Source organism: Gluconacetobacter dulcium, assembly GCF_014174165.1.
In the GTDB taxonomy this organism is placed as follows: Bacteria; Pseudomonadota; Alphaproteobacteria; order Acetobacterales; family Acetobacteraceae; genus Gluconacetobacter; species Gluconacetobacter dulcium.
In genome coordinates this window covers 325,809-348,505 of the sequence record NZ_JABEQN010000001.1, presented here as the reverse complement: position 1 = coordinate 348,505, position 22,697 = coordinate 325,809, and the positions used below count along the sequence as shown (strand labels likewise).

The following is a 22,697-nucleotide window of genomic DNA, read 5'->3' as shown; positions in this document are numbered from 1 at the left end:
TTTGAAAGGTCGGCCTGCCAGACAGCATCGAAAGCCGGGGAGCCGTGCGGTGAGGCCGCACGGCTCCCCGTGGACGATCAGTAGGTGTACTGGATCTCGCCCCCCAGCATGCGGGGCTCGGCCGGCTGGGCGAAGCCGCCGGAGACGTACTCGGCGTTGTAGCGGGTGTCGGTCAGGTTGTTGACATAGAAAGTGGCGGACCATTTCCGGTTGGGGCTTTCGACGCCGACCTGCAGGTTATAGAGATTGAAGGCGTTGCGCGGTGTCGCGTTTTCCGGGTCCCAATACTGCTTGCCCTTGGCCTCGACATCGAAGCGGCCGAAGAAGCCGAGCCAGCGGTTGAAGGCATGGTGATACTGCACGCCGATATTGGCGGTGAATTCGGGAATATAGGGTGCCCAGTTGCCCTGGTCGGCGCGGTCGAACGTGTATTTGGTGATCGAGCTGTGGGTGTAGCCGCCGTTGGCGAACACATCCAGGCCGGGAAGGATGGCGTATTTCGCCTCCAGTTCGCCGCCCGTCAGGTGGATCTTGTTGATGTTGACGAGGATCTGCGCGCCGACCGAGCCGACGAACAGGAAGTAGAACGAGTTGCGGTCGCGCGTGTCGAAGAAGGAGCCGTTCAGAGTCAGGCGATTATGGAACCACTGGCTCTTGAAGCCGGCTTCGACCGTGTTCGCCACCTCGGGCTTTACGGTATTGTAGACGCCCGGCAGGTGCGCGGCTTCCGCCGTGCCGTTCTGGTTGAACTGCCCGCTGCGGAAACCGATGCCGTAATCGACGAAGAAGGTCAGGTTCGGGTTGACGTGATAGGTCAGCGTGCCCTTGGGCTGCCCCTGCTTGAACCAGCGCGTGCGCCGGCAGGACCCGCCCGACATGGTGCAGCCGGCGGGCACGCCGCCGCTGCTTTCAGGATTCACATACTGGTTCAGAGAATTCCAATCGTACCGGTAGCCGAATTCCGCTGTCAGGTTCTTGAGGATATCATAGGACAGATGGCCGAACAGCGCGAAGTCCTGGTTGTGGTCCGAGTTGCCGAAATAGGTCAGCGTTTGGTTGGGCGCGTATCCGTAAAGCGGCGAGGTGCTGATACGGGCGATGCCTTTGCCGGTGTCCGCCCCGGTGGTGGAGGCCAGATAGTCGCGCGTGTCGAGGAAATAGCCGCCGCCCATCCAGCGGAAACGGCGATCGGAGCGTGACGTGACGCGGAATTCGTCTTCCCACGAGGTATTCTGTGCCCACTGGGTCTGCGTGCCGTCATAGCCCGAACCGCGCGTTGCGGTGTAGGGGAACTGGTCCGTGCCGATATATTCGTTGATCTTCACCCAGCCCAGCGTGTTGGAGAAGGTCGCGAAGGGCTGCGTATAGACCAGGCGGAACGACGCATTGCGGATGTCGCGCTGGTTGTCGCCCCGGTTGTTCGCGCAGAAGGTGCGGCTGACCCTGTTCGCATCCGGCGCGGGGCCGCCGAACGGGTCCGTCGGGTCCAGGAAGCAGGGGCGGCTCGGGTCGTATTTTGCGGATTGGTAGTGATAGTTGTTGGCGCCGCCCTGTGTTTCGTCGAAACCGACGCGGAAGTCGGCGGTCAGGTCGTCGGTGATGACGGCCTTGATGTGGCCACGGCCGGTATATTCGTTGGAGCGATCGACGGTCTTGTTGAGGTAGACGTTTTCCAGCAGGCCGCCGAAGGAGTGTTCGCTGAAATTGACATCGTAGAACAGGCGGTCTTTCACGATCGGGCCGGCGAAGGAAATCTTGCCCCGGTAATCGGCGCCATTGCCGAACTGGGCGTCGGCATGGGCGTAGAACGTGTTCGTCGGCTGGCGCGTATTGATGACGATGGCGCCGCCGATGGCGTTGCGCCCCCACAGGTCGCCCTGCGGGCCGCGCAGCACCTCGATCTGGCCGACATCGTAGAGATCCTGCGTGAACTGGCGGGAATCCATCTGCTGCACGCCGTCCACGATCACCGCGACCGGGCTCTGGCCGTTGCGGACCTGGGTGATGCCGCGAATGGTGATGAAGGACACGCCGGCCTGCTGCGCCTGGGTGATGGAGACGTTCGGGGTCAGGGCGATGAAGTCGCTCACACCTTGAATATGCGCATCCTTGATATTGGTCGCCGTGAAGACGGTGGCCGAAACGGGGGCGGATTGCAGTTTCTGCTGGCGCGACAGGCCGGTGACGACGATGGCTTCGGACTGCGGAGCGGCCGGCTGTGCCGGCGCCGCCATGGGTGCCGCCACGGCGGCCTGGGTGCTGTCTGCCTTCGCCTTTGCCGTCGGGGTAGCGGCAGGCTTGCCGGTCTGCCCCTGTCGCTTGGTCGGGGGGTCGCTGGCGGTGTCGACCGCGGCGAATGCGTTTTCCACGCCCGCGGGCATCAGCCCGAGCGAGAAGACGGACGCCAGAATGACCTGCTTTTTCGATATGTGCTTTCTCATGATTTCCACCTGATATCCGCGTGATGTCGTGACGCGGTGTGTTGTTGTGTCCTGGCGCGGTCAGCCGCCCGCGCCGGCTCCCCATGCCCCGCCGTTCGCCGTGCCGATTTCGATCCTGTCGCCGGGCTGGAGCGACAGGCCGGACACGAAGGCGTGGTTTTCCGTGCGGCCGTCGGCGTGTGTGATGGCGAGGCGGTTCGTGCCGCCCGGCCCCCCGCCGGCCGATCCCCATGCCGGCTGGCGCGTTCGGCTATAGCCTGCCGACAGGATGGCTTTTGCCCGGACGCCGTAGCACATCGACAGCCCCTGGCCGCCGGGATGCCGTCCGGTGGATGCCGGGGCCGGGTTCAGGCGGCGGTAGAGGACATCGAGGCCGTAGCGGCTTTCGACAATTTCGGCGGGACAGTTGAATGTCTCGCCATGGCATGCGGAATAGAGCGCGGTTTCGCCTTCCCGTTCCGCGGTCGCTCCCCATCCTCCCATCTGCGGTTCCACCATTGTGAAACGCCGGCCGGTATCCGGGTGGAGTCCGGCGACGACGGTGCCGCAGATCGAACTGAAATGACCCGCGGGCAGGCGATCGGGCATGGCCTGCGCGATGCAGTGCCACAGCAGGTCGTACAGCCCGATCCGGATCTCGAAATAATAGCCATGCGGGGCGGTGCCGTCCGCGTGGAAGATCGTGCCGGGGCGCGTGAGGACCTCCAGTGGCCGGAACGAGCCCGCGTTGGCGGCGGGCGTCGGGTCGGCCAGGGCCTTCAGGATCATCTGCGCGGCGATGACCGCGCCGTCGCGCGTGGTGTTGTACGGGGCCGCACGCTGGTCCGGTGCATCGCGCAGGTCGACGGTCATCCGCTCGGCGGTGATCGTGACGGTGACCGACCAGGGGGTGCCGTCATCGCGGGTCTCGGTCAGCGAGAACGTGCCGTGGGGAAGTGCGGCCAGGCCGGACCGGACGCGGGCTTCCCCTTCCGCGAACAGATGGTCGACGGCGTCGCGATAGGCTGCCTGCCCATACAGGCCGACCATGTCGACCAGCCTGCGCGCGGCCAGGCGGGACGCGGCGATCTGGGCCCACAGGTCGCCCCGGACGAAATCGGGCAGGCGGCTGTTGGCCGCGATGATGTCGAACACCGCATCCAACTGCCTTCCCGCCGCGCACAGGCGCACGGCGGGAAGGCGCAGACCTTCCTGGAAGATCTCGGTCGCGTCGGTCGACATGGACCCGATGACCAGGCCGCCGATATCGTTCCAGTGGGCGATGGAGGCGGTCCAGGCGATCAACTGCCCGTCGGCGAACACCGGCAGCGCCACGACGACATCGTTCAGATGCGTGACGCCGCCGTGATAGGGGTCGTTCGTCACGAACATGTCGCCTTCGCGCAGGCTGTCGCGCGGATGGACGGACAGAATCCATTTCACGCTCTTGTCCAGGACACCGACGAAGGTGGGAATGCCTGCGCCGGAACTGAGAAGATTGCCGTCGGCATCGGTGATGCCGGTGCCGACATCCAGCACCTCGTAGATGACGGGACTCATTGCCGTCTTCTTCAGGATGGCGAACATCTCCTCGGCCGCGGAGGCGATGACGGACTGGATGACGGTGCGCGTGATCGTGTCAGCGGTCATCGGTCTGGTCCTGGCCGTGGGGCGGGATCACGGAAAGGGTGCGAGGCAGGTCGGAGAGGATTTCCGGCCCGTCATCGCGCAGGAAGACGATTTCCTCCAGGCGGATGCCGAAACGGCCTGGCAGATAGATTCCAGGCTCGATGGAAAACACCATGCCGGCTTCGAGAATTGTTTCGGATGTTTCGGTGATGAAGGGGGCCTCGTGCCCTTCCATGCCCAGGCCATGGCCGGTACGGTGGACGAAATACGGCCCGTAGCCCGCCTGTTCGATCACCCCGCGCGCGGCACGGTCGACCGAGGATGCCGTGGCGCCGGGGCGCGCGGCCTTCAGCGCCGCCTGCACGGCGGCCTCTACGATCGCGTGGATCTCCGCGTAGCCTTCCGGCTCGTGCTCCAGCACGGCCATGCGGGTGATGTCGCTGCAATAGCCATCGCGGCGAGCGCCGATATCGATGACGACGGCATCGCCCGGCGACAGCACGGCGGCACCCGTATGGTGGTGGGGCAGGGCACCGTTCGGGCCGGTGGCAACGACGGCGAACTTGACCTTCGCGCCTTCCGCGGCGAAGGCGCCGGCTATGCCTTCGGCCACTTCCGCCTCGGTCATGCCCGGACGCATGGTTGCCAGGGCGTGCAGCATGGCACGGTCGGCGATCGCCGCATTCTCCTTGAGGAGCCTGTATTCCTCCTCGTCCTTCAGCATCCGCGCCGCGCCGGCGACATCGCGGGCCATCACCACGTTGGCACCAGGCAGCCGGTCGAGCACGGCCAGGGCGAAATCGGTGCGCATGGCCTCGTCGAGGCCGACGCGGAGCGGCACCTCGGGTGGGCAGGTCGCCGCCAGGGCCGTTTGCAGGGCCTGCGCCGGTCCCTGCGCATCGGTCCAGGTGGCGAGGGGAAGATCGCTGCGCGCCTGCGTGTCCGCTGCGTTGAGTGCCGGCATGACGAACATGGCCTGCTGCCGCCCGACCAGCAGCAGCGACAGGCGCTCGTCTGGATAGGGATGGAAGCCAAGCAGCCATTCGACATAGGTGCCCGGACCCAGGACCAGCAGGTCCACGCCGTCATCCGTCATGCGATGCCTGAGGCGCGCAAGTCGTTGCTTTATCGTAATATATTGCATGGTCACCCACCTTTTGGCCGTCCGGCTGCCATCCGGACCTGTCCATTCACACTGGCAGGAAAAAGGAGATCGTTGGTTTCTGGTGCCGGCGTGCCGGCGGTGGTCAGGTCGTGTAGATGCGTTGCGCGTGTTCGGCGGTGATCAGGCCGTTCTTCACGTCCCGTGCCACCAGGGCGGGGTCGCGCAGGGCTGGGTTGCCATAGCCGCCACCGGTGCCGGTGACGATGCGGATCACGTCGCCTTTGTCCACGCGCAGGCCGGAGACGAAGGCATGGCGTTCCTGCGTGCCGTCGCGGCGCAGGATCAGCGCATAGTTGCCCGTTCCCTCATGCCCATCCTTGAGGGACCACGGCATGATGCGCGAGCGCGTATAGCCGATCGTCAGGAAGGAATTGTCCTGGCGCACGCCGTAGTCGATGACGATGCCGCGCCCGCCGCACCACTGGCCCTCGCCGCCCGGCCCGGTATGCAGTGCCATCCGGCCGATATGCAGGCCGTTGCGGGCCTCGGAAATCTCGGCGGGACAATTGTAGGTTTCGCCGTGGAAGCCCGAGAACAGGGCGCTGTTGCCGTCATGGCCCTCGCGCCCGCCCCAGCCGCCGATCTGCGGTTCGATGATGGTGTATTGCCGGCCCGTATCGGGGTGGATGCCGCCGATGAACGTACCGCCGATCGTGGCGAAATGCCCGGCCCCCAGACGCTCGGGCATGTGTTGCGCCAGGCAGCGCCAGATGAGGTCGAAGACGCGCACTTCGGTTTCGAAATAAAAGCCGATCGCGGCGGGTTCGCGCGCATGGAAGACCGAGCCTTCGCGCGTCAGCAGGCGGATCGGCCGGAAGGTGCCGTCATTGGCGGGGGACTGAGGGTCGCACAGCGCCTTGAGCATCATCTGCGCGCAGATCATGGCGCCGTCGCGGCTGGTATTGGTGGGTCCGACATCCTGATCGGGGTTGTTACGCAGGTCGACGACGAATTCGGTGGGCGAGATGGTGACCTTCACGTTGTAGACGCGGCCGTCATCCTGCTCCTCGTCCAGTGCGAAGGTGCCGTGGGGCAGGGAGGCGAGGGTGGAGAGCGTGACCTTCTCGCCGAAGGTCATGAACCCTTCCATCGCTGTTTCGAACGTCGCGACGCCGTATTTCGTCGCCAGTTCCGTCAGGCGGCGGGCGCCGATCCGCACGGCGGCGATGGCGGCCCAGAGGTCGCCTTCCAGAAAATTGGGCATTCGCGAGTTGCAGCGCAGGATCGCGAAGACCGACTCGTTTGCCTCGCCGGCATCGATCAGGCGGATGGCGGGCAGGCGAAGACCTTCCTGGAAGATTTCGGTTGCCTGGACCGAAAGGGAGCCGGGTGCCATGCCACCGACATCGGAATTATGGGCGATGTTCGCGGTCCAGGCGATGAGGCGCCCTTCCGCGAAGACCGGCATGGCGACCACCAGGTCGTTCAGGTGGGTCACGCCGCCATAATAGGGGTCGTTGGTGATGAAGACGTCGCCCGGCTGGATCGTCTCCTGCGGGAACTTGGCCAGCAGGACCTGAACGGCCTTGTCCAGCACGCCCACGAACGAGGGGATGCCCGCGCCCGAAGAGGCGATGCGGCCCCGTGCATCCAGGATGCCCGTTCCCATGTCGAGAACTTCATAGATGATCGAACTCATCGCCGTCTTGCGCATGGTGGCGAACATCTCGTCCGCCACGGCCTGGAGCGAGTTCTGGATGATCTCCAGCGTGATCGGGTCGTGGCCGGCCTGGCCCGTGCTGTCGCTCATGCGGCTTCTCCGGAAACGAGAAGGATATGAAGATTGCCGTATCCGTCGACGGACACCGTGTTGCCGGGATGGATTACGATGGTGGTACCGCTGTCCTCGACGATGGCGGGGCCCTGGAAACGCATGCCGGGGGCAAGGCGGTCGCCGTTATAGATCGCCGCCTCGTGCAGGCCGTCCTGCGCGTAATCCACCTGTCGGCGGCCCTTGAGGGCACCGTCGGCGTCGGGCGGGCCGCTGGGCCTTTCCTTCATGTTCAGCTTGCCGACAGCGGCCGAGGCCACCAGATGCACGCCGACCATCTCGACGGGCGCATCCAGGCGGTAGGTGTATTCGCGTTCGTAGGTCTGGTGGAAGGCCGCCAGGATGTCCGCCAGATGTCCGGCGGCGAGGTCTCCGGCGGGGATCGGCACCTCGGTTGTATGTTCCTGGTTCTGGTAACGCAGTTTGACGTAGCGGATGAAGCGGATGCTCTCGGCCGGCACGCTTTCCTGGACGAAGCGTTCGGTGGCGGCAGCCTCGATTTCGGCGAACAGGGTGGCGATCGCGCTTTCGGCACCCTCGGCCATGTCCATCAGGCGTGTCACGAAATAATCGTGCCGGAGGTCGGACATCATCATGCCCCAGGCCGAGAACACGGACGCGCTGGCGGGGATGACGACCTTGCGTACGCCGAGTTCCATGCCCAGTGCGACCGCGTGCATCGCGCCGCCGCCGCCGAAGGCGACCAGTGTGAAGTCGCGCGGGTCGAAACCCCGGTTCAGCGAAATCAGCTTCAGCGCATTGGTCATGTTGTTATTGGCAATGCGGATGATGCCGCGCGCCACGTCGGTGGTGGAGATGCCGATCTTCGCGCCGAGCGCCTCCAGTGCGCGTTCGGCCGCCTCCATGTCGGCCTTCACCGACCCGCCGCAGAAATAATCGCGGTTGATGCGGCCCAGCCAGAGATTCGCATCGGTCGTCGTCGCGTCGGTGCCGCCGCGTCCGTACGCGGCGGGACCGGGACTGGCCCCGGCGGATTTGGGACCGACATGGAGTTTGGCGAATTCATCGACCCAGGCGATGGACCCGCCACCGTTGCCGATTTCCACCAGGTCGACGACCGGCACCATGATCGGATAGCCGGCGGAGGTCCGGTCCCGTTCGATCCAGTAATCGGTCATGATCCGGACCTGGCCATTCTCGATCAGCGAGCATTTGGCCGTGGTGCCGCCGATATCGAGCGCCAGCACGTTCGGCTCGCCGATCATGCGCCCCAGTTCGGCGGCGCCCCAGAAGCCGGAGGCGGGGCCGGATTCGACCATCGTGATCGGGGTCGCCGCGGTGGAGTCGACGGAATCGACCCCGCAATTCGACTGCATGATGAAAAGGTTTCCGGCAAAGCCGCGATCGCTCAGGCCGCTGCGCAGGCGCGACAGGTAGCGTTCGGCCACCGGTTGGACATAGGCCGACAGGACGGTCGTGTTCGTCCGTTCATACTCCCGCCATTCGCGGGTGATCTGGTGGGAGGCGACGACGGAAACCTCGGGCCACAGACGACGGATTTCGGCTGTTACGGCCTGTTCATGCGATGGATTGGTGTACGAGTGCAGGAAGCAGACCGCGATGGCCTGCACGCCTTCGGCACGAAACATGTCGATGATGGAGGGCAGCGCGGCCATATCGAGGGGCGTGGATTCCTCGCCTTTGTAGGACAGTCGGCCCGGCAGTTCCGCGCGCAGGTGGCGGGGCACGAACGGCGGCGGCTTGCGGTAATTGAGGTTGAAGAAATCGGGTCGGTTTCCTCGGGCGATTTCCAGGATGTCTCGAAAGCCCTCGGTGCTGATCAGGCCGACCTTCGCGCCCTTGCGCTCGGTCAGTGCGTTGATGACCACCGTTGTGCCGTGGGCGAGAAAATCGATCGTGCTGGCCGTTATCCCGGCCTTTTCGATGACGTTCAGAACCCCCTGCTCGAAGTTCGGGGGCGTCGTATCCGATTTGGCCGTCAGGACATGCGACTCGCCTGTGGCGTGATCGGTTTCGAAACAGACCAGATCTGTGAATGTTCCGCCGACATCTGTTGTTACGCGGATCGTTTTTCGTGACATAATCCGATCTCCTGACCGAGATTGTTATGACAAGAGGCAGACTGCGCCTGGAACCTTGAGAAACTGCGCCGCCTGAACGCGCGAGGGCGTGTAATGTCCGGCCTCGTGCAGGCAGTTGATGCTGCCGATATTCCGCCCGCCGACGATGACGGGAACATTGATGACCGAGGCGCAGCCGAGCGAATGAATCAGGGCGTGGTCGTTGAAGACTTCGGCGATTTCCGAAATCGTGTTGGCCACGAACGTCTCGTGCCGTTCAAGGACGATGGTGGACCATTTTCCGGGGCTGAGCGGCTTGGTGCCCGATACGGGATAGGCATCGGGCATGTTGGTATAGCGGCGCTCGGAAACGCCCTTTTCCAGATCATAGGCCGTGATGGTGAACAGCTTGACCCCCACCGTCTGGTCCGCGAGCGTGTGCAGCGCATGAAACATGCCCGCGGGTTGTTCGCACCCGTTCTGCATTGCTGGAATGAAGATATCGTCCAGTTGTTCGGACATGATCTTTCCCTCGCCGGTCGGATGATGATCCGGCCGGTGTGTTTATTGATGTAGCCTTTGCACTGTCCCTTTTTGGGAAAGTGTCGCGATGTTACTTGCGTGCCATGACTATGCATCGCTCCGTTTTCGGGAGCGGGTTATTGCCACGACATCGGTGACGGGCGTGACATGCCCATCTTCGGCGAACACATCCATCGTGCAGGTGTGCAGGACGGAGGCGGGTTGCATGGTATGGTTCCAGACCGAATGCTTGTGCGTCGACTGGAAATGCGCTGAATCGCCCGTACGAAGGATCGCGCGGTGGCCGGCGACTTCCAGGGTGATTTCCCCGGCCAGCACGAAGAAGATTTCCTCGCCCTCATGGCTGACGGGTGCGTCGCGAAAGCCGGGCGGCTTATGGATGATCACGCTGCGCAGGATATTTCCCTGGAAGGGAACGGACAGGCGTTCGTATCGAACCGCTGTATGGGTCGATGGGTCCAGCGACCGTTCGTGACGTTCTTCGCCTGCATCCTTTTCCAGCCGGAAGTTGGAAAAGAAATCGTTGGTGTCGATGCCCAGAGCCTGGCCGATCGAGAGCAGGGATGTCAGGGACGGGACGGTGATGCCGCGTTCCACCTGCGAGATGAAGCCTACGGAAAAACCCGCTGCGCTGGCGACATCTTTCAGGGTCAGGCCACGCTCCTGGCGGACGGCACGCAGCCTTTGCCCCAGTGGGGCAAGGCCGTCCGCCTGCGCTAGTCGAGAGGTGCGTGAACCCTGTTGAGACATCGCAAATCGTACCATACCCAGTTCGTTCCGTCATACGATTGAAGTATTCCTTCAAACTGTCAATCAGAATTTTAGCTGGGGTGAAATTTCGTCCGTGAGGGTGGGGTAAAGTCGGGCAATGGTTTTCTTTCTCTCTCTTGGCGTGCTGGTGAGGGGAGGTGGCAGCGGCCGGCCCACTCATGGATCGCGACGGCGAACAGGATGGTTGCCAGGTCGGTCGATGCGGTGGAAAGAAGATGTTGGCCACCGAACGGGCTGACGGTGGCGAGAACAGACAGGCTCGTGAAATAGACGAAGATCCAGCCGGCATGGCGCGGGTCGCGATGCAGGGTGACGCGCCCATCGCGTGTGAAGCGCAAGGCCAGCATGATCGTTGAGCGCCCGAGCGGCATGGGCAGCAGCCAGCGCAGGGTTGGTCAGCCTGTCCAGAGTACGATCAATGTTGCGATGGCGAATGCGAGCGGAGAATACAGGGTAAAGGGGGATACCGACGCGGTGCTGGTGGTCGACGAGACCGGTTTTCTCAAGAAGGGGACTGCATCGTGCGGGGTAGGACGGCAATATAACGGGTCCGCGGGCAAGATCACGAATTGCCAGATTGGCGTGTTCACGGCTTGTGTCTCCGCCATGGGGCACGCATTTCTCGACCGGGCTTTGTATCTGCCGAAGGCCTGGACGGAAAAGCCTGAGCGCTTGGCGGCGGCCCATGTGCCGGACGATGTCCAGTTTGCCAGCAAACCGTCTCTGGCCACCGTGATGATCGGTCGGGCGCTTGCGGCCGATGTGCCGTTCCGGTGGGTGGCCGGCGACAGCGTCTATGGCGTCGGGGAGTTGGAAATGGCTTTGCGCCGTGCCGGCCGGAGCTATGTTCTGGGCGTGAATGCCAATCATCACTTCCATTCCTGGCGGCCGGATGTCTGCTGGGCCGGCGAGGCGCGCGAGATTGTCGACACCCTGCCGGACGCCGCCTGGGTCCGCTGTTCCGCCGGACACGGCACCAAGGGCGAGCGGCTGTATGACTGGCTGTATTGCCCGATGGCCGATCTCGAAGCCTCCGAATATTCAGAGACCTCAACCGGGACATGGACCCGTGGGCTGCTGGTCCGGCGCAATCCCTCCGATGGCGACCTGGCGTATTTCACGACCTGGTGCCCTCAGGGAACACCGCTCGAGACCCTGGTGCGCGTCGAGGGTACGCGCTGGCGCATTGAAGAGGGTTTCGAGACCGCCAAGAACGAATTCGGCCTCGACCACAACGAGACCCGATCCTGGCATGGTTGGCACCGTCACGTCTCGCTGGTCATGCTGGCTTACGCCATGATGGCCGCTGTGCGGTCCAAGGCCAACGCCATGGCGCTCAAAAAAAGCCAGTTGGACTAACGCGACAGCTCATCCGCTGGTCAATCCAGGAAATCCGCCGTCTTGCCATGAAGAGGACCCGAAGCCGCGCCTCCATCGGGCATATCCTCCGATGGTCGTTCTTTCGACGCGCTCATCAGGTTGCAGCCTGCCTCTCTCATAGCAAACAGAAAGCGCAACTGTAGTGATAGGCCGTCTTGCGCGGTCTCGCCAGAGATTCCGGTTTCTGACGCTCCAATCGCCAGTTCAATCGCAAACGCCGCACGCCCTATTCGATTACCTCTGCCATCAACTTAATCATATAAACTTATCGATCAGGACAAGGGAGTCTTTTCCGGAAGGGGGGAGGATGATATGGCCCGGCCTTATGCCCTCTGAAGGAAACGCACCATGCCGCCGGAACTGATCGCGGTGCTGATCGCGGTCAGCGATGACCGGCCGATGGTGCTGACGCTGGACGGTGGCCGCCTGCTGCCGTCCGGACCGCTGGAGGCCGGCCATCGGTCGCTTCAGACCGGTCTGCGGCTGTGGGTTGAACACCAGACCGGCCATGCGCTGGGGCATGTCGAACAGCTTTATACCTTTGCCGACGCGCCGGTGGATGGCGGGCCTGACGAGCGGCGGGTCATGATTTCCTACCTGGCGCTGACCCGCATCCGCCGGGGGGAGCGTGGGTGGCGCGGCTGGTACGAGTACTTCCCGTGGGAGGACCAGACCGCGCCCGAAGGGCGTGACCTGGTGGTGCGCATTGCGGGGCTGCTGGAGGGATGGGCCGGTCGTGCCCCGTCCGCCGCCAGGCAGGAGGCCCGGCGCCAGCGCGTGGCCCTGACCTTCGGGCTGGAAGGGTTGGGCTGGGACGACGAACTGGTGCTGCAACGCTACGAACTGCTGTGGGAGGCCGGGCTGGTGCCGGAATCCGCCCCGCCGGGAGAGGCGGTGCTGCCCGGCATGGGCATGGCGCGGGACGAGCGGCGGGTGCTGGCCACCGCGATGGCGCGCCTGCGGGCCAAGATCCGCTATCGGCCGGTGATCTACGAACTGATGCCCGACAGTTTCACGCTGCTGCATCTGCAACGCACGGTGGAAGCCGTGGCCGGCCAGCCGATGCACAAGCAGAATTTTCGCCGGCTGGTGGCCCAGCAGGGGCTGATCGAGGAAACGGGCGAGGTGGCGCCGGATACGCGGGGCCGGCCGGCGCGGCTGTTCCGCTTCCGGCGCGAGGTGATCGGCGCGCGGCGGATCGCGGGGTCCAAGCTGCCGCTGGCGCGTGCCGTGTGAAAGCGTGTCCGCAATGACGCGCCGGCGGCGGGCCGATCTTGCTCATCCGAGCATTTCCGGACAGGTTGTGTGGGCGATGTTCACGGATATGTTTTCATTAACCAATGAACTGGAACTGGGCCGTTTTTTTCGTGATGCGAGGCTGGCCGCGTGCCGCCGTGGCTTGACGTGGGCCGCCGGCGGGTTGAACAGCACGAATGCGACGCCATTTAGCCCTATTATGCTCAACATGAGTATAAAGGTCGAAGGAGACCGTGATGTCCGAAACCCTTGCCGCTCCGTCTCAGCTTGACGCGCTTTATGATCGTGTCGCCCGTGTCGTCCCGCGTCTGGAGTGGGATCTGTTCGCTGACGATATCGCGGCGATCCTGGAGCTGAAGCGTCGGCGCAATGCGGTGATCCTGGCCCATAATTACCAGACGCCGGAAATCTTCCACTGCATTGCCGACATTCGGGGCGACAGTCTGGCGCTGGCGCGCGATGCGCAGGGGCTGGATGCCGAGGTGATCGTGATGGCCGGCGTGCATTTCATGGCCGAGACCGCCAAGCTGATGAACCCCGACCGCACGGTGCTGATGCCGTCGCTGGAGGCCGGGTGCTCGCTGGCCGATTCGATCACGGCCGAGGACGTGCGCGCCCTGCGCCGCGCCCATCCGGGCGTGCCGGTCGTGACCTATGTGAACAGCACGGCGGAGGTGAAGGCGGAGAGCGATATCTGCTGCACCTCGGCCAATGCGCGGCGGATCGTGGAAAGCCTGGGCGTGCCGCGCGTGATCATGATCCCCGACGAGTTCCTGGCGCAGAACGTGCAGCGCGAGACCGGCGTGGAGATCATCACCTGGCGCGGTCATTGCGAGGTGCATGAGCGTTTCACGCCGCAGGAAATCCGCGCTTGGCGCGCCGACAATCCCGACGTGGCGGTGCTGGCGCATCCGGAATGTCCGCCCGCCGTGGTGGCGGAGGCCGATTTTTCGGGCTCGACGGCGGCGATGTCGGATTTCGTCTCCAGCGGCGCGCATCGCAAGGTGCTGCTGGTGACCGAATGTTCCATGAGCGACAATCTGGCCGCCACGCATCCTGACGTGGAGTTCGTCCGGCCGTGCAATCTGTGCCCGCACATGAAGCGTATTACGCTGCGGGCCATCCGCCACGCGCTGGAGACCATGAGCCATGAGGTGACGATCCCCGAGCATCTGGTGGCGGGCGGGCGGCGTGCGGTTGAACGGATGCTGGCGGCGTGACCGGTTTCGCCGCCCTGGCCGGGCAGCCGGTCATTGCCGGGGGCGGGCTGGCCGGTCTGGCGACCGCGCTGCTGATGGACCGGCCCTGCGTGCTGCTGTCGCCGATGCCGCTGGGGCAGGATGCCGCCAGCGCGCTGGCCCAGGGCGGGATCGCGGCGGCGATCGGGGCCAATGATTCGGTTTCCCTGCATGAGGCGGACACGCTGGCGGCGGGGGCCGGGCTGTGTGTGGCCGACGCGGTCGCGGCGATTGTCGGGGCCGGGCCGGATGCGGTGGCGGGGCTGCGGTCGCTGGGCGTGGTGTTCGATATGGGTGCCGACGGGACGCCTGACCTGCATCTGGAAGCCGCGCATTCCCGCGCCCGCATCGCCCATGCGCTGGGCGATGGGACGGGGGCCGAGATCATGCGCGCGCTGGTGGCGCGGGTGCGGGCCACGCCGCGCATTACGGTGATGGAGGGCGCGCGCCTGCGGCGGCTGATCGTGCGTGACGGACGGGTGGCTGGTGTGGAGATCGTGCGCGGTGGGGTGATGCTGGCCCTGCCGACCGGTGCCTGTGTCATTGCCACCGGCGGGCTGGGCGCGCTGTTTCCCGCGACGACCAGCCCGGTGGGCGGGCAGGGGCTGGGACTGGCCTGCGCCGCGCGGGCTGGCGCGGTGTTGCGGGATATGGAGTTCGTCCAGTTTCATCCCACGGCGCTGGCCGATGGGCCGGCGGGGGCGCCGCGGGCGCTGGTCAGCGAGGCGGTGCGGGGGGCCGGGGCGGTTCTGGTGGACGAGACCGGCGCGCGCTTTACCGACGAGCTTGCACCGCGCGACGTGGTGGCGCGGGCGATCCAGGCGCATCTGACGGGCGGACATCAGGTGCTGCTGGATGCGCGGGCGGCGACGCATGGGGCGTTTGCGCGGCATTTTCCGGGTATCGCGCGGGCCTGCGCGGCGCGGGGACTGGACCCCGACCGTCAGCCTCTGCCGGTGCGGCCGGCGGTACATTACCATATGGGCGGGATCGAGACCGATCTGAACGGGCGCAGCACGGTGCCCGGCCTGTGGGCATGCGGCGAGGCGGCATCGACCGGGTTGCATGGCGCCAATCGGCTGGCCAGCAATTCGCTGCTGGAAGCCTTTGTCTGCGCGGGGTTCGTGGCGCGGGATCTCGAGGCCGCGTCGTTGCCCGCGCCCGGTCCGGTCGGTGACCCGGTGCCGGATGAAGGGGACGGGGTAGGGCTGGCCGACATGCATGCCTGCCTTGGCCGTGCCGCCGGCATTCTGCGCGATGAGGCCGGGCTGGCGCGTGCCGCGCGGGCGCTGGCGCCCCATGTGGCCACCGACGATCGTGCGCTGGTGGGCGCGATGGTGTGTCTGGCGGCACTGGAGCGGTGGGAAAGCCGGGGTGGCCATTATCGCACCGATTATCCGCTGACCGCCGCGACTGCCGTGCATTCGCGCCTGACGCTGGCGCGGACGTTGAGCATGCTGGATGCGCTGTCGTCCGGCGCGCCTGTTTCCACTCCTGCCGATGGATTGACCGTGCCATGACCCCTTTGCCCGACCTGATGCTGGAACCGCTGGTGCGTGCGGGATTGCTGGAAGATCTCGGCTGCGGTGGTGACCTGACCACCGATGCGCTGGCCCTGCCCGGCCAGATGCTGCGTACGGCGCTGGTGGCGCGCCAGCCCGGCGTGGTGGCGGGGCTGGCGATGGCCCGCCTGGCCTTTACGCTGATGGACCCAACGGTGCGTTTCGAGATCGAGCGGCCGGATGGCAGCGTGGTGGCGCCAGGCGAGCGGATCGCGCGCGTGACCGGGCCGGCGCCGGCCATTCTGGGCGGCGAGCGGGTGGCGCTGAATTTTCTGTCGCATCTGTGCGGGATTGCCACCGCCACCGCCGGGATCGTGCGGGCCGTCGCGGGCACGAAGGCGCGCGTGTGCTGCACGCGCAAGACGCTGCCGGGGATGCGCGCGATCCAGAAATATGCCGTGCGGGCTGGTGGGGGGGCGAATCATCGTTTCCGCCTGGATGATGCGATCCTGATCAAGGACAATCACATTGCCCTGGCGGGCGGCGATGTGGCGCATGCGCTGGCGGCGGCGCGGGCGCGGGCGGGGCATCTGGTCAGTATCGAACTGGAAGTGGATACGCTCGACCAGTTGGCCCAGGCGCTGCGCGCGGGGGGAGCGGATGCGTTCCTGCTGGACAACATGACGCCCGACCAGTTGCGCGAGGCGGTGGCGATGGTGAACGGGCGGGCCGTGACCGAGGCCTCGGGCGGGATTACGCCCGATAGCGCGCCTGAGATCGCCGCGACGGGGGTGGATATCCTCTCGATCGGGTGGCTGACCCATACGGTGCGGGCGCTGGATATCGGCCTGGATTATGAGGCGGCCGCCTGAAAATCGGGCTGGTGGCTCGACAGGCCGGCAGATCCCTGTTCATCATGACCGGCAGGGCGCTCTGGTACGCCCGCCTATGATGGAAGCCGCGCGATGTCCCTGCGTCCCGCCGTTTTGTTTGTCTGCACGGGCAATATCTGCCGTTCGCCGCTGGCGGAGGCCGCGTTTCGGGTCGCGGCCGGTCGTTATGGGCTGGAGGTGCTGGTCGATTCGGCCGGAACCGGCGACTGGCATCGAGGTGCTGCGCCCGATCGGCGGGCGCAGGCGGTGGCGCGACGGCATGGGCTCGATATCGGCGATTATCGCGCGCGGATCGTCGGTCCGGGCGATTACCGGATTTTTACCCATATCGTGGCCCTCGATCCGGGGCATCTGAAGATCCTGCGCGGTCGCAGGCCGATGGATGCGACGGCGGAGCTTTCGCTGCTGCTGGATCATGTGCCGGGGCGTGAGGGGCAGGGTGTGGCCGACCCGTATTACGGGGAGGCGCGGGCATTCGACGTGACGTGGGACGATGTGCGGCAGGGAGCCGAAGCCCTGGCGCTGAAACTGGCCCGCGCAACGCGGGACTGACCGGCGAGGGAGGCGCGCGATGACGCGAGTGGGGCTGATCGCCTGTCTGGGAGCCATGCTGGTACTGGTGACGCCGACCGTCGGGCGGGCCGCGCCGCCGATCGAGCGGCTGCGCCTGCCGGCGGGGTTTCATGTCTCGGTCTATACCGACCAGGTTCCTTCGGCGCGGGAAATGGCGGTGGGGGCGCGGGGCACGCTGTTCGTCGGCTCGATGACCGGCGGCGTGGTCTATGCGGTGACGGGTGGGCCTGAACGGGCGGCGCGGGTTCGGATCGTGGCGCGCGGGTTGACCATGCCGGTGGGCGTCGCGTTCCGCCATGGTGACCTGTATATTTCCGACGTGCGCGACATCGTGGTGCTGCGCGGGATCGAGGACCATCTGGACGACCCGCCGAAGCCCGAGGTCGCGGTGACGGACCTGCCGTGGCGGATGGGCGACCATGGCTGGAAATTCATCGCCTTCGGGCCGGACGGCAAGCTGTATGTGCCGATCGGGGCGCCATGCAATATCTGCGATGTCGGCCATCGTTTCGGCAAGCTGATGCGGATGAATCCGGATGGGTCCGATCGCGAGGATATTGCCTGGGGACTGCGCAATAGTGTGGGGTTCGACTGGCAGCCGGGCACCGGGACGCTGTGGTTTACCGATAACGGGCGCGACCTGCTGGGGGATGATATGCCCAGTGACGAGCTGAACCGGCTGGATCGTCCTGGCGAGTCCTTCGGGTATCCGGTGTGCCACCAGGGCGATAGTCTGGACCCGGTTTTCGGGCGAGGGCAGGATTGCCGCGATTTCACCCCGCCGGTGCTGAAGCTGGGCGCGCATGTCGCGGCGCTGGGGATGCGGTTCTATCGTGGCGGCATGTTTCCCCAATCCTATCGGGGAGCGGTGCTGATCGCGGAACATGGATCGTGGAACCGCAGCCGGCTGGCGGGCTATCGGGTCATGGCGGTGCGTTTCGGCCCCGAGGGCGGGGTGGCGTCTTACACGCCGCTGCTGGACGGGTTTCAGGCCGATGAAACGCCTTGGGGGCGCCCGGCGGATGTGCAGCCGCTGGCGGATGGCAGCGTGCTGGTGAGCGACGACCTGGCCGGTGCGATCTATCGCGTGACCTATCGCGCACCATAGGGTGCGGTTTACCTGCCGGCGTCGGGAAACCCGCGGCGCAGGCCAAAGCGATAATGATTTGGGAAAGGGTGGCGCGAGTGACGGGGCTCGAACCCGCGACCTCCGGCGTGACAGGCCGGCGCTCTAACCAACTGAGCTACACCCGCATCGGCTTGGGGTTTGTGCCCCACGTCCGTGTGTGGAGGGCGAATTAACAAAGCCCGGCGATTCTGGCAACAGGCTACACGGAAAAAAATGACGGTCGGCGAAAAACCTGCCCGGCGCGGTGGGGCGCCGGGCGGGGGAAATTCAGTTCGCGCCGGCTTCGCCCAGGGCCTTGGCGCCATCGAGCGTGACGGCGACTCCGTGGACCGTGGCGGCGACCCGGACGGCCGTCTGGACCTGTTCGGCGGACAGGCCGCCCTCGCGCACCACCCGCTCGTGGCTTTCGACGCACATGCCGCAGCCATTGATGGCCGAGACGGCGAGCGACCACAGTTCGAAATCCAGCTTTTCGATGCCGGGGCGGCCGATGACGTTCATCCGCAGGCGCGCGGGCATCTTGGCGTAGTCGCCTTCGACCATATGCACGAAGCGGTAATAGATGTTGTTCATGCCCATGATCGCGGCGGCGGCCTTGGCGGCTTCGAGGGCTTCGGGCGAGAGGACCGATTTGTATTCTGCCACGATGGCGCGCGTGACGTCCTCGTTGCGCGCGGCGAGGGCGGAGGCCACGAAGGTTCCGGCCAGTTGCTGCGGCGTCAGGGTGATGTCGTTGGCCAGGGAGCTGAGATTGAGCTTCAGATCCTTCGCGTAATCGGGAAGGCGTTCCTTGAGCGATTCGATCGACATGGCGGCGTGACCTGCTGGGCGGAGGCGTCCGGCCGGCCATGCGGACGGTCGCGGGGAGGCTCCGGCGAATGAATAAAGGAAGACGGGCGTTTTCCGTCGTCGTTTATCGGGCGTCACCGTGTGGTGATCCGGCACCCGTGGCGGGCGGAGCCCGCGTCCGCCTGTCCGGCCCCGGACAGGCGGCGTGGTCCGGCCTGGTGGCCGGACCGTCCTGATCGGGAGGCGATCAGGGCTTCAGGAAGGCTTCGCCCTGCTTCCAGTTGCACGGGCACAGCTCGTCGCTCTGCAGCGCGTCCAGGATACGCAGGACTTCCTGCGGGTTGCGGCCGACCGAGAGGTCGTTGACGCTGACGTGGCGGATGATGCCTTCCGGGTCGACCAGGAAGGTCGCGCGGTTGGCGACGCCGGCCGTCGGCGACAGGACGCCCAGGGCGGTCGACAGCTCGCGCTTGATGTCGGCCAGCATCGGGATCTGAAGGCCCTTGAGGTCTTCGTGATGCAGGCGCCAGTTCAGATGCACGAACTCGCTGTCGATCGAGACGCCGTAGACCACGGTGTCACGGTCCTTGAATTCGCCGGCCAGCTTGCCGAACGCCACGATTTCGGTCGGGCAGACGAACGTGAAATCCTTCGGCCAGAAGAAGACCAGCTTCCACTTGCCCGCATCGCTCTTGTCCGAAATCTGGACGAAATCGCCCTTCAGCCCTTCCGGGCCGCCGGGGACGGCTGCCAGATCGAATTCCGGAAATTTATCGCCGACTGTCAGCATCGGTTCTGCTCCCTTGCATTAGGTGGTCGTGACCGTGGCCACAGAAGGCGGTCACGGCATGGGTTGTATCTATGGCTCCGAAGGCGATATCATGCCAATGAATAATTTATATCCGGATGATCGAGTGAGTCGATGACGCCCCTGCCTTCGGCCCAGCAACTGCGCTATCTGATCACGTTGGCGGAGATGCGCCATTTCGGCCGTGCGGCGCAGGCTTGCGCGGTGACGCAATCCACGCTTTCGGCCGGTATCCTGGCGCTGGAACGGCAGTTGGATATTCAGCTTCTGGATCGCAATGTGGGCAAGCGTGTGGTCTTTACCCCCATCGGCGACGAGGTGGCGGCGCGGGCGCGATTCGCGCTGGAGGCGCTACAGGCCGTGCAGGACGTGGCCGATGCCTCGCGCGCGCCGATGACCGGGCTGCTGCGGCTGGGGGTGATTCCGACCATCGGGCCTTTCGTGCTGCCGGGGCTGGTGGCGCGGCTGCGCCGGCATTTTCCGCAGATTCGTCTGTCAGTGAACGAGGACCTGACCGGCAATGTGCTGGACAAGCTGGCCCTGGGCCGGCTGGACCTGGTGCTGCTGGCCATGCCCTGCCCATGCGAGGGGGCCGAAATGCTGCCCTTGTGGCGGGATGAATTCATGCTGGTGCTGCCGGCCAATCATCCGCTGACGGCGCTGGAGGCGATTCCGGTGGAGCGTATTGCCGGCGAGCGGATGGTCCTTCTGGAAGACGGCCATTGCCTGCGCGATCAGACCCTGGCGCTGTGCCGGCAGGACCGCGGATGGACCAGCACCGAGGGCGAGGAGGAATTCGTCGTGACCTCGCTCTATACGCTGGTCGAGATGGTGGCGGATGGGCTGGGGATTGCGCTGTTGCCGCAACTGGCGGTGGAGTCGGGCATTCTGCGCGACCATCCGGTGGTGGTGCGGCCGGTGACGGGGTGCCAGGCGTGGCGCACCATTGGGCTGGGCTGGCGTGCGCGCTCGCCGCGCGCGGGGGATTTCCGCCTGCTGGCCCCGCATGTTCGGCCACCGGGGCTCGGTGCCTCGGTCGAGGGGTGAAAATACCGCCTGAAAGGGCCGAAAACGGGGGTGGATGGTTGACTCGGGGGCGCTCGACCGGTATTCGGCCCGTCTTCGCGGTTTACCGCCGCCAGTGAGGGTCGGGTCATGAAGATCAGAAACAGCCTGAAGTCGGCCAAGGTTCGTGACAAGGACTGCCGTGTGGTCCGTCGTCATGGCAAGGTCTATGTCATCAACAAGAAGAACCCCCGCATGAAGGCCCGTCAGGGCTGAATGTTGCGGGCGGCCTTGGCCGTTCCGTTCTTTTTGGGTGACGCGAAAACCCGCGCCTGCCTCCGGATTCCGGGCGGTTGGCGTGGGTTCTCGCGCGTACGCGCGTTGGCGACGGCATGGCTGTGGCTGGGCTGCGTCATGCCCGCGTGGGCGGATGCGCCAGCCGGGCATGCTGCTCCGGCGCCGGCTGCTTCCGCTGGGGCGGGGGATGAGGGGCATCCCGGCCCGTCTGCGACTCCGGACCTGTCTGTTCTGACGGCGCAACTGGCGCGAGCGTCCTCCCGGGCGGCGGCGGTGGATCTGGAAGTCCGGCTGGAGCGGGCGCGGCGACATGCGCTTTCTCCCACCACACGCCTGTTGCAACGCGGTGCCGTGGCGCATCTGGCCGAGGGCAAGGCGTTGAGTGCGGTCGAGGATCTGGACGATGCGCTGGTGTTGCAGCCGGATATCGCGATCCTGTGGCGCGACCGGGCGCAGGCACGGCTGGCGGCGCGCGACCTGACCGGAGCAATTGCCGACCTGGGTGTTGCGCTCCAGCATGATGGGCAGGACGCGGTGGCGTGGCGGTTGCTGTCGGCGATCGAGGAACAGCGCGGCGACTGGCAGGCGGCCGAGCGGGCCTGGCAGCGGGTGATGGCGCTGGACCCGATGGTGGAGGGCGGCCGCGCCAAGGGCGAGCAATTGCATCTGAAGGCATTTGGTCGCCCGACCTGATGGGCGGTGCCGCGGATGTAGTCTCGGATTATATGTCTGGGGCGTGGGTGTGAGATGCCCGCATTGTATGACGTAACTGTCGCGATTCCTGACATTTTATGGCATACTGGGTGCATGAGTGATCAGGCCGTACGTGGAACGACGACGGGTGGGCGCCGGGCGGTCGGACCGGTGCCGGATCGTGCGCTGTTGCGGGCGACCGCGCTGGCGCATCTGGCCCGTTTCGGTACGACCCGCGCCGGGTTGACGCAGGTGCTGGAGCGCCGCGTGCAGCGCTGGGCGCGGCGGGCCGTCGAGGGCGGCGAACTGTCGGAAGAGGTGGAAAGCCGGACGGCGCCGCTTGGTGCGGTGATCGCGCAGGTGGTGGCCGACATGGTGGAACTGGGTGCGGTGGATGATGCGGCCTTTGCCGGGTCGCGTGCCCGGTCGCTGACACGCTCCGGCCGGTCGCGCCGGGCGGTGCAGGCGCATCTGGCCGCGCGCGGGGTCGAGGCGGAAACGGTTGGGGCCGTGCTGGATGACGCGCTGGGCGCGCGCGGGCAGGATGGACAGGACGTGGAACTGGCGGCGGCGCTGATCTTTGCGCGTCGGCGCCGTGCCGGGCCGTTTGCCCCCGCGCGGGAGGGGGGCGAGGACGTGGTTTCGGGCGACGAGGCGACGGTGCGCCGCCGCAAGGTGCTGGATGCCATGGCGCGGGCCGGGTTTGGTCGCGCGACGGCCGAGGCGGCGCTGGATATGGACCCCGAGGAAGCCGAGGACCGGATTATCCGGATGAAATCGGCGTGACGGGCC

20 protein-coding genes, 1 tRNA gene and 1 pseudogene are annotated in these 22,697 nt (G+C 65.7%); 11 read left to right on the top strand and 11 right to left on the bottom strand.

The features are described 5' to 3' along the window. Nucleotides 1–77 precede the first annotated feature (77 nt). From HLH25_RS01605 to HLH25_RS01570, 8 genes are all read right to left on the bottom strand, one after another. On the bottom strand, nucleotides 78–2,441 hold the full coding sequence (locus HLH25_RS01605) for a TonB-dependent receptor (RefSeq protein ID WP_220791623.1): 2,364 nt from the start codon (nucleotides 2,439–2,441) through the stop codon (nucleotides 78–80). Nucleotides 2,442–2,501: 60 nt separating this feature from the next. Beyond that, nucleotides 2,502–4,070, bottom strand: a complete 1,569-nt coding sequence (locus HLH25_RS01600) for a hydantoinase B/oxoprolinase family protein (protein ID WP_182972374.1) — start codon at nucleotides 4,068–4,070, stop codon at nucleotides 2,502–2,504. Then, nucleotides 4,060–5,193: a M24 family metallopeptidase gene (locus tag HLH25_RS01595; protein WP_182972373.1), complete on the bottom strand. Its 1,134-nt coding sequence runs from the start codon at nucleotides 5,191–5,193 to the stop codon at nucleotides 4,060–4,062. Before HLH25_RS01595 ends, HLH25_RS01600 begins: the two co-directional genes overlap by 11 nt. Before the next feature lie 103 nt (nucleotides 5,194–5,296). Beyond that, nucleotides 5,297–6,964, bottom strand: a complete 1,668-nt coding sequence (locus HLH25_RS01590; RefSeq protein WP_182972372.1) for a hydantoinase B/oxoprolinase family protein — start codon at nucleotides 6,962–6,964, stop codon at nucleotides 5,297–5,299. Next, complete coding sequence (locus HLH25_RS01585; protein WP_182972371.1) at nucleotides 6,961–9,048, bottom strand: hydantoinase/oxoprolinase family protein; 2,088 nt, start codon at nucleotides 9,046–9,048, stop codon at nucleotides 6,961–6,963. The genes HLH25_RS01590 and HLH25_RS01585 overlap by 4 nt, the downstream gene beginning before the upstream one ends. A gap of 24 nt (nucleotides 9,049–9,072) precedes the next feature. Next, nucleotides 9,073–9,549 carry a GAF domain-containing protein gene (locus tag HLH25_RS01580; protein ID WP_220791621.1) on the bottom strand — a complete coding sequence of 159 codons (477 nt, stop codon included), beginning with the start codon at nucleotides 9,547–9,549 and terminating at the stop codon, nucleotides 9,073–9,075. A gap of 108 nt (nucleotides 9,550–9,657) precedes the next feature. Next, complete coding sequence (locus tag HLH25_RS01575) at nucleotides 9,658–10,320, bottom strand: helix-turn-helix domain-containing protein (protein ID WP_182972370.1); 663 nt, start codon at nucleotides 10,318–10,320, stop codon at nucleotides 9,658–9,660. A 71-nt stretch (nucleotides 10,321–10,391) separates the two neighbouring features. Further along, nucleotides 10,392–10,688, bottom strand: coding sequence for a hypothetical protein (locus HLH25_RS01570; protein WP_182972369.1), 297 nt, complete (start codon nucleotides 10,686–10,688; stop codon nucleotides 10,392–10,394). A 115-nt stretch (nucleotides 10,689–10,803) separates the two neighbouring features. On the opposite strand from HLH25_RS01570, the pseudogene HLH25_RS01565 reads away from it, so the two are divergent. The 7 genes and pseudogenes from HLH25_RS01565 to HLH25_RS01535 form a co-directional block, all read left to right on the top strand. Next, nucleotides 10,804–11,700: pseudogene (locus HLH25_RS01565) on the top strand (IS701 family transposase); the annotation flags it as partial. Nucleotides 11,701–12,069: 369 nt separating this feature from the next. Continuing rightward, nucleotides 12,070–12,957, top strand: a complete 888-nt coding sequence (locus tag HLH25_RS01560; RefSeq protein ID WP_182972368.1) for an NUDIX hydrolase — start codon at nucleotides 12,070–12,072, stop codon at nucleotides 12,955–12,957. Between the two features lie 257 nt (nucleotides 12,958–13,214). Continuing rightward, nucleotides 13,215–14,198, top strand: coding sequence for a quinolinate synthase NadA (nadA, locus tag HLH25_RS01555; protein WP_182972367.1), 984 nt, complete (start codon nucleotides 13,215–13,217; stop codon nucleotides 14,196–14,198). Further along, nucleotides 14,195–15,736 (top strand): L-aspartate oxidase, encoded by a 1,542-nt coding sequence (locus HLH25_RS01550; RefSeq protein ID WP_182972366.1) that lies wholly within the window; start codon nucleotides 14,195–14,197, stop codon nucleotides 15,734–15,736. The genes nadA and HLH25_RS01550 overlap by 4 nt, the downstream gene beginning before the upstream one ends. Further along, nucleotides 15,733–16,590, top strand: a complete 858-nt coding sequence (gene nadC / locus HLH25_RS01545) for a carboxylating nicotinate-nucleotide diphosphorylase (RefSeq protein ID WP_182972365.1) — start codon at nucleotides 15,733–15,735, stop codon at nucleotides 16,588–16,590. The genes HLH25_RS01550 and nadC overlap by 4 nt, the downstream gene beginning before the upstream one ends. 93 nt (nucleotides 16,591–16,683) lie before the next feature. Continuing rightward, nucleotides 16,684–17,163 (top strand): low molecular weight protein-tyrosine-phosphatase, encoded by a 480-nt coding sequence (locus tag HLH25_RS01540; protein WP_182972364.1) that lies wholly within the window; start codon nucleotides 16,684–16,686, stop codon nucleotides 17,161–17,163. Nucleotides 17,164–17,182: 19 nt separating this feature from the next. Beyond that, nucleotides 17,183–18,292, top strand: a complete 1,110-nt coding sequence (locus HLH25_RS01535; RefSeq protein ID WP_182972363.1) for a PQQ-dependent sugar dehydrogenase — start codon at nucleotides 17,183–17,185, stop codon at nucleotides 18,290–18,292. Between the two features lie 69 nt (nucleotides 18,293–18,361). On the opposite strand, the gene HLH25_RS01530 is transcribed toward HLH25_RS01535, so the two are convergent. From HLH25_RS01530 to HLH25_RS01520, 3 genes are all read right to left on the bottom strand, one after another. Further along, nucleotides 18,362–18,438 (bottom strand) — tRNA-Asp (locus HLH25_RS01530). A 142-nt stretch (nucleotides 18,439–18,580) separates the two neighbouring features. Beyond that, entirely contained in the window at nucleotides 18,581–19,123 is a 543-nt protein-coding gene (locus tag HLH25_RS01525) for a carboxymuconolactone decarboxylase family protein (RefSeq protein WP_182972362.1), read from the bottom strand. Between the two features lie 226 nt (nucleotides 19,124–19,349). Continuing rightward, nucleotides 19,350–19,892 (bottom strand): peroxiredoxin, encoded by a 543-nt coding sequence (locus HLH25_RS01520; protein WP_182972361.1) that lies wholly within the window; start codon nucleotides 19,890–19,892, stop codon nucleotides 19,350–19,352. Between the two features lie 132 nt (nucleotides 19,893–20,024). Between HLH25_RS01520 and HLH25_RS01515 the strand changes: the two genes are divergently transcribed. The 4 genes from HLH25_RS01515 to HLH25_RS01500 all read left to right on the top strand — a co-directional run bounded on the left by HLH25_RS01515 (nucleotide 20,025) and on the right by HLH25_RS01500 (nucleotide 22,691). Further along, entirely contained in the window at nucleotides 20,025–20,957 is a 933-nt protein-coding gene (locus tag HLH25_RS01515; RefSeq protein ID WP_182972360.1) for a hydrogen peroxide-inducible genes activator, read from the top strand. Between the two features lie 108 nt (nucleotides 20,958–21,065). After that, nucleotides 21,066–21,191, top strand: coding sequence for a type B 50S ribosomal protein L36 (ykgO, locus tag HLH25_RS01510; RefSeq protein WP_012223099.1), 126 nt, complete (start codon nucleotides 21,066–21,068; stop codon nucleotides 21,189–21,191). Between the two features lie 33 nt (nucleotides 21,192–21,224). Next, complete coding sequence (locus HLH25_RS01505; protein ID WP_246400832.1) at nucleotides 21,225–21,905, top strand: tetratricopeptide repeat protein; 681 nt, start codon at nucleotides 21,225–21,227, stop codon at nucleotides 21,903–21,905. 114 nt (nucleotides 21,906–22,019) lie between these two features. Then, nucleotides 22,020–22,691 (top strand): regulatory protein RecX, encoded by a 672-nt coding sequence (locus HLH25_RS01500; RefSeq protein ID WP_182972359.1) that lies wholly within the window; start codon nucleotides 22,020–22,022, stop codon nucleotides 22,689–22,691. Nucleotides 22,692–22,697: the final 6 nt, after the last annotated feature.